Source organism: Flavihumibacter profundi (assembly GCF_020076305.1).
In the GTDB taxonomy this organism is placed as follows: Bacteria; Bacteroidota; Bacteroidia; order Chitinophagales; family Chitinophagaceae; genus Flavihumibacter; species Flavihumibacter profundi.
In genome coordinates, this window is the sequence record NZ_JAIQXE010000004.1 from 579,914 (window position 1) to 596,396 (window position 16,483).

The 16,483-nt window shown below is 44.3% G+C and carries 9 protein-coding genes; 5 read left to right on the forward strand and 4 right to left on the reverse strand.

What is annotated here, in order from left to right:
• Nucleotides 1-216: 216 nt before the first annotated feature.
• Together LAQ65_RS20880 and LAQ65_RS20885 are read left to right on the forward strand one after the other, a co-directional pair.
• Nucleotides 217-3,570, forward strand: coding sequence for a sensor histidine kinase (locus LAQ65_RS20880; RefSeq protein ID WP_224118961.1), 3,354 nt, complete (start codon nucleotides 217-219; stop codon nucleotides 3,568-3,570).
• Nucleotides 3,571-3,679: 109 nt separating this feature from the next.
• Nucleotides 3,680-6,295: an MGH1-like glycoside hydrolase domain-containing protein gene (locus LAQ65_RS20885; RefSeq protein WP_224118962.1), complete on the forward strand. Its 2,616-nt coding sequence runs from the start codon at nucleotides 3,680-3,682 to the stop codon at nucleotides 6,293-6,295.
• A 13-nt stretch (nucleotides 6,296-6,308) separates the two neighbouring features.
• On the opposite strand, the gene LAQ65_RS20890 is transcribed toward LAQ65_RS20885, so the two are convergent.
• From LAQ65_RS20890 to LAQ65_RS20905, 4 genes are read right to left on the reverse strand one after another with little or no spacing between them, the layout of a single operon-like run.
• Complete coding sequence (locus LAQ65_RS20890) at nucleotides 6,309-7,919, reverse strand: endo-alpha-N-acetylgalactosaminidase family protein (RefSeq protein ID WP_224118963.1); 1,611 nt, start codon at nucleotides 7,917-7,919, stop codon at nucleotides 6,309-6,311.
• Between the two features lies 1 nt (nucleotide 7,920).
• Nucleotides 7,921-9,327, reverse strand: coding sequence for a Si-specific NAD(P)(+) transhydrogenase (gene sthA / locus LAQ65_RS20895; RefSeq protein ID WP_224118964.1), 1,407 nt, complete (start codon nucleotides 9,325-9,327; stop codon nucleotides 7,921-7,923).
• Nucleotides 9,328-9,378: 51 nt separating this feature from the next.
• Nucleotides 9,379-11,421: an adenylate/guanylate cyclase domain-containing protein gene (locus LAQ65_RS20900; RefSeq protein WP_224118965.1), complete on the reverse strand. Its 2,043-nt coding sequence runs from the start codon at nucleotides 11,419-11,421 to the stop codon at nucleotides 9,379-9,381.
• A 32-nt stretch (nucleotides 11,422-11,453) separates the two neighbouring features.
• The gene (locus LAQ65_RS20905; RefSeq protein WP_224118966.1) at nucleotides 11,454-11,984 is read right to left on the reverse strand and encodes a DinB family protein; all 531 of its coding nucleotides are present in this window, start codon (nucleotides 11,982-11,984) and stop codon (nucleotides 11,454-11,456) included.
• Nucleotides 11,985-12,381: 397 nt separating this feature from the next.
• Here LAQ65_RS20905 and LAQ65_RS20910 point away from each other — a divergent pair, with 397 nt between their 5' ends.
• The 3 genes from LAQ65_RS20910 to LAQ65_RS20920 all read left to right on the forward strand — a co-directional run bounded on the left by LAQ65_RS20910 (nucleotide 12,382) and on the right by LAQ65_RS20920 (nucleotide 16,313).
• Nucleotides 12,382-12,990 carry a DinB family protein gene (locus LAQ65_RS20910; RefSeq protein WP_224118967.1) on the forward strand — a complete coding sequence of 203 codons (609 nt, stop codon included), beginning with the start codon at nucleotides 12,382-12,384 and terminating at the stop codon, nucleotides 12,988-12,990.
• Between the two features lie 520 nt (nucleotides 12,991-13,510).
• On the forward strand, nucleotides 13,511-15,301 hold the full coding sequence (locus tag LAQ65_RS20915) for an arylsulfatase (protein ID WP_224118968.1): 1,791 nt from the start codon (nucleotides 13,511-13,513) through the stop codon (nucleotides 15,299-15,301).
• A gap of 13 nt (nucleotides 15,302-15,314) precedes the next feature.
• The gene (locus tag LAQ65_RS20920; RefSeq protein ID WP_224118969.1) at nucleotides 15,315-16,313 is read left to right on the forward strand and encodes a transporter; all 999 of its coding nucleotides are present in this window, start codon (nucleotides 15,315-15,317) and stop codon (nucleotides 16,311-16,313) included.
• The last annotated feature ends 170 nt before the right edge of the window (nucleotides 16,314-16,483 follow it).

The following is a 16,483-nucleotide window of genomic DNA, read 5'->3' on the forward strand; positions in this document are numbered from 1 at the left end:
TGCAGCGGCCTGCCCATAAGTAATAATTCAGGTATACCGATAACAGGACTATTCCCTGGAATTGACGTGTATTGCGTATGGGAACATTTTCATTTTATGACGCACATTGCAAATATTACCGGATCGCTTGCCAGAAGCAGTGCAGGTAGCAGCTGAACTACTAATAAAATTTACTATCTTATAAAGCTATAACCCTTCCTTCAACCTTTAGCCATAATGAAATCCTGTTTTCAAAAACTCCCTATTTCAGTTTTATTACTGCTGGTCATCATTTCCCCTGCAATATCCCAGGATATCAACTTCACTAAAGTTGTTGTGCCCGATGAAGCTGCCACAACGGTAATTACCAGTATTTCGCAGGACCAATCGGGTAATATCTGGTGCAGCCTGGGTGGCACCGGGATATTCCAGTTTGATGGCGTACACTTTAAGATGTATATGCATGAAGATTTCAATCCCGCTTCACTGGCAAACAATCGCGTGGAGTGCGTTTACGCCGACAAAAAGGGAAATATTTGGGTAGGGACTTTTGGTTCCGGGCTTGAAAAATTTGATCCGGTTACTGGAACCTTTACACACTATAAGCATAATCCCCAGGATCCTTCCAGTATTAGTGGAGATTCGGTGACCTGTATATTAGAAGACCGGGATGGCCTTCTTTGGGTAGGCACTATTTTTACCGGCCTGGAACGCATGGATCCTGCTTCTGGCAAATTCACCCATTACCGGCATCAGGATAGTGACCCCGCTTCATTAAGTTTTGACCAGGTAAGGGCTATTTATGAAGACAAACAAGGAGTGCTTTGGATCGGTACCGGTTCTAATGTCACTTCCAATGAAAATGAAAATAAAAAAGGCGGGCTAAACCGTTTCAATAAAAAAGCGGGCACATTTACCCGTTACTTGCATGACGAAAGTAATCCGCAGTCCCTGATCGATGACCGCGTCAGGGCTATTTTTGAAGACAGCAAGGGTAACTTTTGGATAGGCACTGCGGGCGATGGCTTACATACCATGGACCGTAAAAAAGGTGTATTTGAACGCCATACCTATGACCCGGCAAATCCGGAAAAACTCAGCCGTCCACCTTTGGTAAAGTACTTCGATTGGGCTGATGATAATATCACCTTTATAACTGAAGATTTAAAAAATAATATCTGGATAGGAACATTTGGTAATGGTTTAAGCCGCTATGACCCTGCCACAAAAAAGATCACACGGTATACCAAACAAAAAGATGTGCCGGGCAATTTTACAGACTCCACTACCTGGAACGCTTACACATCAAGGGATGGCGTGATGTGGATGAGTATATGGGGTGGTGGTTTGTACAAGTTTGATCCTTCCCACCAAAACATCAATCAAAATACCAGCTATACCAAACGAAGGGTATACGACTTCGCAGAACAGCCAGGCAGTATACAATGGCTGGGAACTGACTCCGGACTATTGCGTATAGACAAAAAGAATAACAGTACCCAAACATTCACGCATGATCCAAAAAAACCAGGCAGTATCAGTGACAATGAGGTCTTCATGCTCTACAGGGACAAAAAAGACAGGCTCTGGGCGGGATGCAACGGTAATAATGGTGGCCTGAATCTATTCAACCCCGATAAACAAAACTTCACGGTATACAAACATGACCCAAAGATCAGTAGCAGCCTGGTGTTTGATGCTGTTATTTGTATGATTGAAGATAAGCAGGGATATTTTTGGGTAGGAACAGTAAACGGACTGGACAAGCTGGACCAAGAAAAAGGTCAGTTCACCCATTACAAATCGTTTCCTTCCGACACCCTGATCGGGGGAAAAAATGTAGTTATCAGCATTCTTGAAGATAACCAAAACAATTTATGGGTAGGTAATGCTAATGCGGGCGGCTTGCATATACTGGACCGGAAGTCAGGCCGGTTTAAAGATTATTTAAAGGGGCATACCGTATTAAGCATTCTTCAGGATAGTGAAGGAAAAATATGGGCAGGCGCAGAGGATGGATTGTATGGCTATAATTCAGGTACCGATAATTTTTCATTATTTATTGACCCGGCAACAGGGAATGGTTTTTATGCCATAGGCCTTGCAGAAGACAATGAAAAAAACTTATGGATAACGTCAAACAACTACTTGTACCGGCTCAATAAAGACCGGAATGAAGTATCCAGGTTCGGCAAAGAATTCGGTATTGGCCCTGCAGGCTTCTCCGGATTAAAGCCTTTTAAAGCTGGTGATGGTCAACTGCTTTTTGGTACTGAACATGGGCATTTCGCCGTTTACCCGGAAAAGATAAGTGGCAATACCAGGCCACCTGAAATAGTAGTAACAGAATTCCGTATCGCCGGCAGGCCTGCCAAAAAAGACCTTTTATCAGCAAAAGAGATTGAGCTCGATTTTAACCAGGATGCCATTACGATCTTCTTTAATGTAGTACACTATACCAATCCCGGTGCAAACAGGGCCTTTTATATGCTTGAGAATTATGATAAAGGCTGGCGGCCCGCAGGATTAGAGCGTACAGCTTATTACTATAATATCCCGCCCGGTAAATATAACTTCCGGATCAAAGCGGTCAGCAGTGAAGGTGTTTGGTCAGAAAAATCAATTCAAATGGTCATTACACCACCCTGGTGGCGAAGCTGGTGGGCTTACATCTTATATGGTTTAGTAATTGCTGCGATCATTTTTTCATTACACCGCTTACAAAAACAAAGGGTGATCAATAGCGAACGGGAACGCACGAGGGTCCGCGAAATGGCACAGTCAAAGGAAATAGAGAAAGCTTACCATGAATTGAAAACGACCCAATCGCAACTGATCCAATCCGAAAAAATGGCCTCCCTTGGAGAGCTTACTGCCGGCATCGCCCACGAGATTCAGAACCCCCTGAACTTCGTGAATAATTTCTCTGAAGTCAATAAAGAATTGTTGGTGGAAATGCAGGAAGCCATGGATAAAGGGGATATTGATGAGGCAAAACTAATTGCAAGGGATGTCATCGACAACGAGGAAAAGATCAACCACCATGGCAAAAGAGCCGATAGCATAGTAAAAGGTATGCTGCAACACTCCAGGGAATCAGGCAACCAAAAAGAACCCACCGATCTCAACAAACTGGCAGATGAATATTTACGCCTGGCCTACCATGGCCTTCGGGCAAAAGATAAATCTTTCAATGCAACGCTGAAAACTGATTATGATGAGACCATCGGAATGATCAATATTATTTCACAGGACATGGGCCGGGTCTTGCTCAACCTGATCAACAATGCCTTCTACGCAGTGGATGAGAAAAAGAAACAGCAACCAACAGGATACGAGCCGACTGTTTCAGTAACTACAAAAAAGAATAACAACAAAGTTGAAATAAGTGTGCAGGATAACGGCAATGGCATCTCCAAAAAGGTAATGGATAAAATATTCCAGCCTTTCTTCACCACCAAGCCCACCGGCCAGGGAACCGGATTGGGCCTGAGCCTTAGCTATGATATCGTGAAAGCACATAGCGGTGAAATAAAAGTGAATACTAAGGAGGGCGAAGGAACTGAGTTTGTGATCCAGTTGCCCGTTTAAGCCCAATAACTATATAATATTAAATAATATATGTGTGAAACTGCGTATTCTAATATATTTATGGATAAGTAAGAAATCTTAACATACATCAAATATTTTAGCATACGTTATGGTGGCTGATTTTGAAAATGAACGGTTGTCCGGGTCTACCAATAACAGGAACTGGAAAAAGTGGGGGCCTTACCTGTCCGACCGCCAGTGGGGTACAGTAAGGGAAGATTATAGCCGCGAGGGAAATACCTGGAACTACGTTAACCATGACCTCGCCCGGAGCTATGCCTATCGCTGGGGTGAAGAAGGCATAGCCGGTTTTTGTGACAGTGACCAGATCTTATGCCTTGCCCCTGCTTTCTGGAATGGGAAAGACAGCATCATAAAGGAAAGGCTGTTCGGATTGACCAATAACGAAGGCAATCACGGCGAAGACGTGAAAGAACTGTATTTCCACCTTGACTCCTCTCCCACACATTCTTATTGTAAGTTTTTATACAAATACCCGCAGGAAGCATTTCCTTACCTGGACCTAGTAAAGGAAAACAAGAAAGACAGGTTAAGTCCGGAGTATGAATTACTCGACACCGACATCTTCAGGGATAACCGCTATTTTGATTGCTTCATCGAATATGCAAAAAATGACATCAACGACATCCTGATGAAAATCACGGTGTATAACCGGGGACCAGAGCCGGCAACAATCCATGTTCTGCCGCATCTTTGGTTCCGCAACTTTTGGAAACACAACCCCCGATTCTCAAAACCCGAAATTGTTTCGCATACCAACCATTGCCTGCAAGCCAGTTCTGAACGCAATGGCAATTTTTTCCTCTATCACCAGGGTGGAAAACAACTTTTCTGCGACAACGAAACCAATAACCAGCGGATGTATCACCGGCCGAATGATTCGGCTTTTGTAAAGGACGGTATTAACAATTATGTCATCCATCAATCACAGTCGGTCAATCCCAAAAAACAAGGCACCAAGGCCGCAATATGGTTAAAAGAAAAGATCATGCCGGGAGAACCGGCAACCTTTAAAATCAGGTTAAGCAAAATACAACTCGACAACCCCTGGATTAAGTTTGACGAAATTCTTGGGAAGCGGAAGTCTGAAACCAATCATTATTACGACCAGCTGACTCCCCAAAAATTGTCCCCGCAACATAAAGCATTGTTCCGCAGTTCTGTTAGCGGGTTGCTATGGACCAAACAATTCTATTACCTGGATGTGTATAAATGGCTGTTTGGGGAACCCGGCGATACAGCACCAGACCGTCACTATAAACGAAATTACGACTGGCAACACCTCACCTGCAGGAATATCATTTCCATGCCGGATAAATGGGAATACCCCTGGTTCGCAGCCTGGGACCTTGCTTTTCATGCAGCCAGCTTTGTGCACACCGATGCAGACTTTGCCAAGAAACAGCTATTGGTAGTGCTACGGGAATATTATATGCATCCCAACGGGCAAATACCGGCTTACGAATGGAATTTCAGCGATGTGAATCCACCTGTTCATGCATGGGGTGTCTGGTATGTATTCGAGGCAGATAAGAAAAAGACCGGCGTCCCTGACTGGGACTTCCTGGAAAGGGCTTTCCAGAAATTACTCATGAACTTCACCTGGTGGGTAAACCAAAAAGATGCGAACGGGACAGATATTTTTGAAGGCGGCTTCCTTGGACTCGATAACATCGGGGTATTTGACCGTAACCATATGCCACCCGGTATTAAAAAACTGCAGCAGGCCGATGCTACCAGCTGGATGGCCATGTATGCCATCAACATGTTGCGCATGTCGCTTGAATTAGCAGAGCACAACATTGCTTATGAAGAATCGGCAGCCAAGTTTTTCAGGCACTTCCTCAATATCGGCTGGGCCATGCACCATATCGGCAAGAAGGATATTTCATTGTGGGATGACCAGGATGCATTTTATTATGATGCCATACAATTTGAAAATGGCAATAGCCAGCGTTTGCGGATCCGCTCCCTGGTAGGCATCATTCCCTTACTGGCTGTAGAGATCATGCACAAAGATATCTTTGAAAAACTGCGGCAATTTAATACAAGGCTAGAAGTCATCAGGCTGACCAGGCCCGACCTGACCCGCATCATTTCAGATATTGAAAAAAAGAACAAGGATGGCAATTATTTATTTGCCATCATGATTGGGGACCGGTTGGAACACCTGCTGAAAAGGCTGTTGGATGAGGCCGAGTTTTTATCAGATTACGGCATCCGGTCTTTGTCTAAAGTGCACCAGGAACAACCATATGTCTTTGGCTACCAGGGCAGCAATTATTCCATACAATACGAACCCGGTGAAAGTTCCAGTTCCATGTTTGGCGGCAATTCCAATTGGCGGGGCCCTATCTGGATACCCTTGAATTACCTGATCATCCATTCCCTCAGGAAATATTACCAGTATTATGGTGATACTTACACCTTTGAATTCCCGGCTGGTTCTGGAAATATGATGAACCTTAAACAGATCGCCAACCAGCTAACGAAAAGACTCTTAAAAATCTTTGAACGGAATGATGAAGGAACCTACCAGTATCATGCCAGCCACCAGCCTGAATGGGCAGAAGATCATTTCAGGGAACACCACCTGTTCTACGAATTTTTCCATGGCGATACCGGCCAGGGTTTAGGTGCAAGTCACCAGACCGGGTGGACGGCCTTAATAACAAATTTATTGCTGGAGATGGATGAGGATTAGTGGGACCATGGCCTTATTTCAACCTTACTAATACCATTTCATCCTTTCCCATTACAATGGTAAGTTTTCCGGAATGAATTTTTCGGGTACCAATTTTCACTGGCCCTTCCTGTGTCACCCTGAACAATTCAGCTGTCCTTCGCCCCCGCAGGTTTTCGGGCAGTTCCCATACACGGTTAGCATATCCATTCCTGCTGAATGCGATCATTGCATATTGGTCAATCCAGGGTGCTGGTATTAATACATCCTGGTTATCTGCCAATACCTTTTTCCCCTCCAGCAAGTTGAACTGGTCACCCTGTAAACTTGTAGTCACGCCACCAGAGAAATGCACTTCCTTTTTACCTGGTTGCTGAACCACATACAAACGATCAAGGCGGTTGAGAAAATAACCTATGAGGGTGTGCAGGCAAAAGTCTTCCTTAAATCCCGGCAGGTTAACCGGGTCAGCTTTAATGATCTCCTCTCCATGCATGCTGGTACCAAATAACCTTCCCCATTCAGAGTTATCGCGCCCGCCGGTATATACCGATGCCGGCCATTGCAGGTATTTATCCAATCCACCGAACCACCAGGCCATCGACTGGTATACAGCAAAGCTTTCCTCGCGCAGGAAATCCACCCCTTCGCTGGTAACATCAATACCTTTTGAAGCCCAGTAAGCATATATCTTTTTCTGTGCTGCTGTTTCATCAGCTATAGAATTGTGCAGGAAGGGACTCGTTGGTTTTTTATCCAGGTCAACGCCCCAGCTGCCATCAGGTTGTTCAACCGGAATGGGTGGGAATGTATGGAAGGCATCAATATGTATGGTACCTGCTTCCTGGATGGGCAATAATTTACACAACGAATCAATCCGTTTTTGCGCGTAGCCAGTTTTCCATTCCTGCGCATAACTGATGGGGTAACCCCATTCACCACCCAGTAAGGAACCATCCTTTTTCCTGGCAATGATATTCTCCTTCACATAAGTTTCCCATAAAGGACTGTCTTCATACGCGTCAAACATATTGATGTGCAGGCTGACCGTAGTATGGTATCTCTTTGCTTCCTCCATTAACCAGCGCAGGCTTTCCAACGCAGTAGCATCTTCCTTTCTTTTCAGGCCATTGTTTCCATGGAACCAGGCAGGATAACCAGAATCATGGCCATTATACTGCCAGCCAACGAGATAAACAATTTTCGGAATACCAAGGGTTAGCTGGTCCATTCGCTTAATCAGGTCCAATGCCTGGCCGGCCGTTAGGTAGACCGTTGACTGGCCGTTATCCCTTCGTTTATACTTGCCATCAAATAAGGCCTGGCTCATAAATAATTTCATAACCAGGATTTGGTGATAAGGCGGGTGTTTGGATATTTTCTGAACTGGCTGGTAGTTTATGCGGGTAGTATCAGATGGCCCGGTACTTCTACCCTCAGGAACAATTAATAATGGCTGGCCGGGTTCCAGGGCGAAACTGATAAAATCATGCGGTACAATGGACCCAACCTTCCCGCCTGGTATGGAAAGGAATAACCTCCCCACAAGCGATTGGTGGTACGGCTGATTCCATTTAGGCATATCACCGGCCTTTGTGCAAAGATTGGTTGCCAATAAGGCAACAACAAAAAAAAGATGTTTCATGTTATTGCTTCCTGTTTTGCAGCCATTCCCTCAATCTGCCTAAACCATCATACGCGGCATACTTATAGGAGTCTGATAAGGTGGGATAGTTATATACCGCTTCAATGAATACATCAATCGTTTCCTTTCGTGTAATGGCATGCATGGCAATATGGATCAGTTCAGATGCCTGTTCACCTATGATGTGCGCCCCAAGCAAACGTTTATCTTCAGGGGCGAAGATTAATTTAATCATCCCGTTTGTAGCACCGGTTATTTGTCCGCGTGCACTGTTTTCAAAAGATGCCCGGCCAACCAGGTAAGCAATATTCCTTTCCTCACATTCATCTTCGGTTAACCCGACTGCTGAAATCTCAGGGATACTATAAACTGCCAATGGTAAAACTGAGGATACTTTTTCCTTATAATGTAAATCAAATGCATGCACCATTGCCACCCGCGCCTGCTCCATGGAAGTTGATGCCAGTGCGGGGAAGCCTATCACATCGCCTGCTGCATAAATATTCGGGACACTGGTCTGGTATTTTTCATTGACAATCACCAGGCCCCGGTCGCCCAATTTCACACCTGCTTCTTCCAGGCCCAGGCCCTGCACATTACTATGCCGGCCAGACGCAATCAGTGCAATATCAAATTCATGGGTGCTGCCACTTTGCAATTCCATACAGACACGGCCATTGTGGGCTTCAATCCTGGTCATTTTATCGTTGTACAAAAATTTGAGCCCGATCATTTCAAGGTGTTCTGTAAGGCTTGTAACAATTTCCGAGTCGACAAAAGCAAGGATCCTTCCCCGCGGTTCTACAAGTGTTACTTCCACACCCAGTGCCGTAAAAACAGATGCGTATTCCGTACCAATTACACCACCTCCGATAACGACCATTGATTTTGGGATCCGGTCCATATGGAGGATATCATCTGAATCATAAATGTACTCATGGTCAAACAGGATTCCCCCGGGATGCAGTGGTGACGATCCTGTAGCAATCAATATCACATCTGCACTGAGTTCCCTTTCACCCTCTGCCGATTTTACCACGACCGTGTGTGCATCCCTTAAAGATGCTTCGCCATTAATCAGCTGGATATTATGCCAGGCCAGGTTAGCGCTGATGATACGCCATTCGTTCTGGATAACAATTTCCTTGCGGTGCATTAAATCTGCGACAGTCAGATTTTCCCTGAGTGAATAATCGATACCATACAATCCACGTTGGCGCAGGCCTGAAAAATACAGGGCAGTCTCCCGTAATGTTTTGGATGGCAATGTGCCGGTGTTGATGCCGGCCCCGCCAACATGTGTGGCACGTTCAATAATAGCGACACGCTTGCCAAAGTATGCTGCCTGCGCTGCGCCTTTTTCACCTGCCGGCCCTGAGCCGATAACGACTAAATCAAAATGTTCCATAACTGGCTGCTGAATGTGGAATAAGCAAATTCAAATATACTCTATGATAAACTATTTATACCTGTCAAAGCCATACCTGTGATACAATTGCAGGTACCGCTGGTCTTGTCTTATTAATTCTAAGAGTGGGTCAATTTTAAATAAGGTAAACATTCCTTCGTGACTATTTAATGATTTTTCTAAACTCAGGAAACAGGAATCCTTCATTTGATACTGGGCATAAATCCTGGCGAGGCAGAAATTTATGCTGGAATTTTTGTCTGCTGGTTTTTCCTTCAACTGCCGGAGTATATTATTACTTTCTGCAAGATTGCCTTTTTTGAAATAAGCAATACAAAGTAAGCTAAGCAGGCTTTCCGGAACATCAGAAGGATTCTTCAAAAGAAGCGGCTTTATTGCCCCGATAACCTGTTCATAGTTTCCTGAATAAAATTTCACTAAGACAGACTGGGTTTCAAATGTTGAATTGCCAGGAAATAATCTCTGGCCTTCCTTAATAGAACTTTCAGCTTCCCTGAATTTCTTTTTATAAATACGGGCATTAGCAACTATGACGTAACCATTAAAATCTGCCGGGTCAGAGCTTATTGCATCCAGCCCCATCGCTTCAGCCTTATCTAAATCCCCCATCCAAAGCAGGAAATATCCATACCGGTTTTTAATCAGGGAGGCAGATGGGTTAAGCCGGACAGACTTTTCAAAATTCAATTTAGCCTCCGCAAAGTCCATTTCAACTGACCAGGCTAATAAACCCAGTGCAGAATAACCCTCTGCAAGGTTGGGATCCAAAATATTGGATTTAATGGCAAATTCCTTTGCCTCCCTGATGGCGTTGAAGTCATCATAAGCATGGGCACGGTTAATCTTCCAGATTTTGGCAAGGGCAATGTAGGCATACGGGGGAGCAAAAAGCGAATCTTTCCCAACAGCCATGAGGTTGTATTCAATACTTTTATCAAAGTCCTGCTCCTTATAAGTATGCAGGCCTTTGAGGTATAATGAATAAACTTCCGGATCCGTTACCTTTTTAATTAAACGCGGCCTTTCGGATGCTGAAATTGTAATCTTTAGTTTTTCGACGATATTGCTGGCTATACTGTCCTGGATGGCAAAAATATCTTTCAGGCTGTTATCAAATCGTTGCGCCCAAATAGTTGAATTATCCTTAACACGGATCAATTGTGTGATAATCCGGAGGATATTACCGGATTTTTGTATACTTCCTTCCAGTATATAACTCACATTTAATTTTTCACCTATCGCCTGGGCATCCAGACCCTTTCCCTTGTATTGGAATGAAGAAGTCCGGCCAATTACTTTGAGGCTGTTGATGGTAGTTATTGAATTAATAATTTCATCAGACAGCCCGTCGCCAAGGTATTCCTGGTCCTTGTTCGGGCTCATGTCAACAAACGGCAATACGGCTATGGACTTATCAGGAACCGGGGAATGATTATTTCCGGAAAAGAAGTTTTTATATGTAAAAAAAGTAGCTGCCAAAAACAGGATTACCAAAACGGCAGCAAGCATATTTCTTTTTGGAAAACTTTTATTTTTCAGCTTTCCTGCTAATTTTTTACGTTGGGGAACAAACAATCCTTCGTTGGCCAATGCATAAACCTCAAATGGTTTGTCTACATTTTTAAAATGAAAAAGCCCAAGTGATTTTGCCTGTATAGACGGATTGTTTTTGATTTTGTCATGAAATTCTGCAGAAACTAAAACGGTATTTTCCTGGCCCAGGGATTGAACCCTTGAAGCTACATTCACACTATCACCCAGGGCTTTGCCATCTTCAAAAAAAACTTCACCAATGTGTAAGCCGATTCGAAGGGGAACCACCGGGTCATTCTTCAACTCTTTTTGGACAGCCAGTGAACAATTAACAGCATCAAAGGCACTGGGAAAAATGCAAAGGCTTCCATCCCCGTAATAATTTAAAACCTGTCCATTATATTCAGAAACCCATTTTTCAAGTGTAGCATTATAGTGTTTTATTACCGCCACGGCATTCTGCTCGTTACGCTGCATCATGGCCGTATACCCGACAATATCGGTAAACATGATAGCGGCAAGCTGGCGGGATTGCAGCATTGGATACTAATATTGGTGGCAGGCCTTACCCATTAAAACAATTTCTCTTGCGGAGGCTTGGCACCTGCCAGGCGAATATACACGGTAGTCTGGCCCCTGTGGTGGGTTTGGTGTTCGAAAGCTTTAGCGATAGCCGTGCCTTTGGTCATATCAAATCGTCCGAATAATTTAACGTTCTCACCCATTTGGGCCGGGGTTATTTTCTTGATGGCGTTGATGGCAAAATCATACCCTGCCATCACCAGCTTCGTTACGTTTTCCTTGGATTTATTAGTCGTCTTCTCCAGGTCACTGTAACCTTCAGGCACTTTTTCTCCTGATGCGGCGGAAAGGAAGTTAAAATTAGCATCTGTCAGGTGAAGCATTTGCTCGGCGAAGGATCGCATTTCGGGAGTTGGCTTTAAGCCGTAAGACGACTCAGGCATGGCATCGAGGTATTCCCTGGTATAGGCTTTGGCCCTTTCCCATTCTTTGACTATATCGGCGTTGTTAGACTGTGCCTGGGAAAAATGGAACGTACCGAATACCAGTAATAATGTTGCGAATAATTGGACGGGTTTCATAATTATCAATTTAAGATGGTAAAATGCAAAAAGCTGATATACTAATCACAAGCCCCAACCGATGCAATGAATCCTTTAATTTCGACAAATTCCGGCACGCTGCCAAAAACTAACCCGCTATTCAATAATCCTTCAGATTTTGATCATTACAGTTTGGCTTTAACTACCGTTTCTCCAGTGCCGAGTCCATTAAAGGCCTGCCATTCGGGGCTTTGAAAGGGCGTATAACAGTTGGCATCACCATTATCGGTAGCCCATTATTTTTTTCGGGCCGATGACGGAATGATGTCCGGAAAAATAATTATCTTTTACATGAATCCATCCCGCCTGCACCTACCCCATAAAAGTTTCCAGCCCGAACCCAGGTTCCTATTCTTTTCATTTTAAAACAAAATGTATGAAAATCTTATTCCTGCTGGTTTCCTTTTTCGCCCTGAACGCTTTTATTGCAGATGCACCAACCATTTCCAAAAAAGAAAGAAAATCAGCCGCCAAATTCCTGAAAGAATCTGAAGACGAAACCCTTAAAACAATAGGCAAACTGAGTGAAGCCCAATTAAAATTCAAGCCTGCACCAGATAAATGGAGCGTGGAAGAATGCATGATGCACATTGCGGCATCAGAAAAAATGTTATGGGGAATGACTGAAGGTGTGATTAATGCCCCTGCAAATCCTGAGAAAAGAGCTGAGATCAAAATGACCGACGAAGAGGTCATGAAGAATATTGAGGACAGGACCACTAAAAGAAAAACCCTTCCGCCACTTGAGCCCCAGAATACCGGCTTCAAATCTTTGGGGGAGGCAGTTGCTTCCTTTACCGAAAACAGGGAAAAACTGATCAGTTATACCAAAGACACAAAAGCAGACCTGCGTAATCATGTAAACACCCTGCCGTCAGGCTCCTTTGACTGTTACCAGATGATCCTGTTCATCGGCGCCCATACCATCAGGCATGTAAAACAAATGGAAGAAGTAATGGCTGATCCGGGTTTTCCGAAAAACTAACGTAAATAATGGCATTCGTGGAATGTCGCTGCGTGCTTTCGCAGGATACGTACCTGCGTTGCACAAAGTCAATATGAGGTTTTAGTAGTAGGGTTCATCATTTTTTACCATAAAAACTGGCTTCGGGTAGTCATATCAGGTATTATTCAAGAAGCTACTGCGCCATCCTTTACCTTATTTTCTTTTCGCTGGTTGTTAAAGAAGTCTACAAAGAAATACGGTACGTGAACAATAATTGCGAAACCTGCGGTAATGCTGATGGGACTTACGTGCGATTTTTATACGGTGTTTATCATGAGGATACCCGGAATTGTTGAACGGGCAAAGATTGGGGAATGTTTTTAGTTTATAATTATTTCTACATTATTGATTAAACACAATGCAAAACATGACGAAAATCAATATTTTTAGAAAATTATTGCGCTTCTTTTGGTGAATAATTAATGTGACATGTCATGGAAGGTTGCATTACTTTAAAATATGACAACTTTATTTTGCTGTAACTGATACAAGAATTAGTATGAAAAAAAATCTTTTAATCGCGTCCATTTTGTCTTTGACGGTAATGGTTGTTTCTGGCCAAACTTCACAACAACCGCCCGGGGGTAAGCGACCAAATATCGTTATCATCCTGGCAGATGATATGGGCTATTCAGATATGGGCATGTTTGGCAGCGAGATAAAGACACCCAATATGGATGCCCTGGCATTAGATGGCGTTCGTTTCACCAATTTCTATACGCATGCCAGTTGTTCGCCTTCCCGCTCGATGCTTTTATCCGGGGTAGATTCCCACCTTAACGGGCTCGGCAATATGGACGAATGGACCGCGCCTAACCAGGTTGGGAAACCCGGCTACGAAGGAAATCTCAATCTCAGTGTGACAACAATTCCCCAATTGCTAAAAGATGCCGGTTACCACACTTATATGGTCGGGAAATGGCATATGGGAAAATCTCCGGATAAAATCCCCGCAGCACGCGGCTTCGAACGCGATTTCAGTTTACTGGACGGTGCGGGAAGTTATTGGGACATGACAAATTTTACTGCCCTGACGCCTAATTCCCTGTATACAGAGGATGGCAAATACCTCACAAAGCTTCCTAAAAAATATTACGCAACACAAACCTATACAGACAAACTCATCAGCTATATTGATGCCGACCACCGCGATGGCAAACCTTTCTTTGCCTATGTTTCCCACCAGGCACCGCACGACCCCTACCACCTTCCGCGCGACTGGCGTGACAGGCACGTAGGGCAATATGATTACGGATGGGATATGCTACGGGCGCAGCGCCTCAAACGGCAAAAAGAGCTTGGCATCGTACCAGACTCTACCAACCTGGCCGAGCGTATGTGGTTCGTGCCCGAATACTCCCTGCTTGCTCCGGCATCGAGAGCAGTGCTCGGCAGAAAAATGGAACTCTATGCGGGACTGGTGGAAAATATGGATTTCCATATCGGCCGCCTGGTTCAACACCTGAAAGATATAGGTGAATACGAAAATACCGTGTTCATTGTTTTTGGAGATAATGGCGCAGAGGGGACCGATCTGGCTAAAATGATTGGAGGAACACCCGGAACCCGGGATTACCTGTATTTTGCCAGTAAGTGGTCGCAAACGGATATAAATGCCTGGGGTGACCCTGGCTCTTATGTTGGCTATGGCGCCGGCTGGGCCCAGGTTTCCATGACGCCTTTCAGTCAGTATAAAGGATGGCTTGGCGAAGGTGGCATCAGGAATGCACTCATTGTCAGTGGTCCTGTCAACAAACGGAAAAAGGGTAGCATAAACAACGGACTCATGTCAATAGCAGACATCATGCCTACGCTCCTTGATATAGCAGGTGCTGAATACCCGAAAAATTACAAGGGAAAAGAATTACCACCAATGATTGGTAAATCCTGGTTGAAAGTACTGTCCGGTGAGGCCGAGTCTCCCCGCGCCAAGCAGGATTATCTTGCCTGGGAGTTATTCGGTAACCGTGCTGTTCGCCAGGGTGATTGGAAATTGCGGTGGGAATTTACGCCCTTAGGTAAATCTGATTGGGAACTTTACAATCTTGCTGATGATCCTAACGAGCGGAAAGACCTTGCTGCTGCCAACCCGGGCAAATTAAAGGAGATGCTGGCACTTTGGGACGACTATGTAAAGAAGAATAATGTAATTATTCCCAGCCGTTCTGTTTTTGAAGGACTTTATGACCAACTACCGGCGCGGTTCCCGGTGGATCCCGGATATCCGCCGCTTATCAACAAGCGACAGTACGTACCTCCGAAAGAATTAATGACTAATCCCAAGCAATAAAGCAGTAATTACTATGAAACAATATTTATCTGCCGTTAGCTCCCTGAATGTAAGGAATCTTATCATTATTGCTTTAATGCTGATTATAAGCTGGCCGAATGTTACGCAGGCCCAGGGAGATGGCCCCCGCTTTTACTGGAAAGGGTTAATGGGGACAAATGCCGTCCCTGTGATCGGATCATCACTCAGTGGCAACGCAAACCCAATGGATCCTTCAAATACGCCCATACCAGGAGCAAGTTTCGAAGCAACAATGGCCACTGTCGGCTATGCCAAAATGTTACCTATATTCAAGCGTGCGGCATTGGTTTCTGTTATCGTTCCGATGGGCAGGATATCCGGTGACGTCTCCCTTGGCGGGTTAAAATACAAATCAATGGCAAGAGGATACGGGGACCCTATGTTGCAAATGGGTATAAATATTATCGGGCCCAAACCTATCATGAACATTCCCGACATGATAAGGTATCAGCCTAAATTTTCTGTGGATATTATCGGCAGCCTGGCTATTCCGATCGGGGAATACGACAATACAACTCCCATCAATATTGGCCAGAACCGCTGGTATGGACGAATCGGGGCGCCTATTGTATGGCAGCTTGGGGCATGGGTTCCGGGCAGGCGCACAACATTGGAGTTTCTTCCGGCTGTTTGGTTAATGAGCGACAACAATGATTTTGTTGGCAAGAAAATGCATACCGAGCCCATGTACCAGGTCGAAGCCCACCTTACCCGTGATTTTATGGAAAGGCTTTGGGGGTCACTTGATGTTATTTCTTATTCAGGTGGTAAAGCTACCATCGATGGTGTTGAAGGCAGTAGTTTAAGCAATTTTGGGGTGGGCGGAACGCTGGGATACCAGATAAATGAAAACATGCAGGTAAATGCTTCATACTCTTCAACAATAAACGATAATAAACCTGAAGACCTGAAAATGGACGGCTTTCGTATAACAATTATTTACGGATGGCATAAACTGGTTGAAGGAATGCGGCGGTTGAAAAATGAGTAATACCCCCAATAACTATATCCAAACACTAATTGATATAAAAGATCTTCAGCGGCATGGGAGATGTCTTCCGCATGGGTTGAGCAAAGCCATTTTCAATTAGCAGGGGAAGAACTTTTATAAACAATAGAATAATTGCTATCCTAATTGTCAAATAAAAGCAATGAAAGATG

Coding starts and splice junctions, on each gene's coding strand:
- LAQ65_RS20920 (WP_224118969.1), top strand. CDS start 15,315: ATGAAACAATATTTATCTGCCGTTAGCTCCCTGAATGTAAGGAATCTT.
- LAQ65_RS20885 (WP_224118962.1), top strand. CDS start 3,680: ATGGTGGCTGATTTTGAAAATGAACGGTTGTCCGGGTCTACCAATAAC.
- LAQ65_RS20890 (WP_224118963.1), bottom strand. CDS start 7,919: ATGAAACATCTTTTTTTTGTTGTTGCCTTATTGGCAACCAATCTTTGC.
- LAQ65_RS20880 (WP_224118961.1), top strand. CDS start 217: ATGAAATCCTGTTTTCAAAAACTCCCTATTTCAGTTTTATTACTGCTG.
- LAQ65_RS20905 (WP_224118966.1), bottom strand. CDS start 11,984: ATGAAACCCGTCCAATTATTCGCAACATTATTACTGGTATTCGGTACG.
- sthA (WP_224118964.1), bottom strand. CDS start 9,327: ATGGAACATTTTGATTTAGTCGTTATCGGCTCAGGGCCGGCAGGTGAA.
- LAQ65_RS20900 (WP_224118965.1), bottom strand. CDS start 11,421: ATGCTGCAATCCCGCCAGCTTGCCGCTATCATGTTTACCGATATTGTC.
- LAQ65_RS20915 (WP_224118968.1), top strand. CDS start 13,511: ATGAAAAAAAATCTTTTAATCGCGTCCATTTTGTCTTTGACGGTAATG.
- LAQ65_RS20910 (WP_224118967.1), top strand. CDS start 12,382: ATGAAAATCTTATTCCTGCTGGTTTCCTTTTTCGCCCTGAACGCTTTT.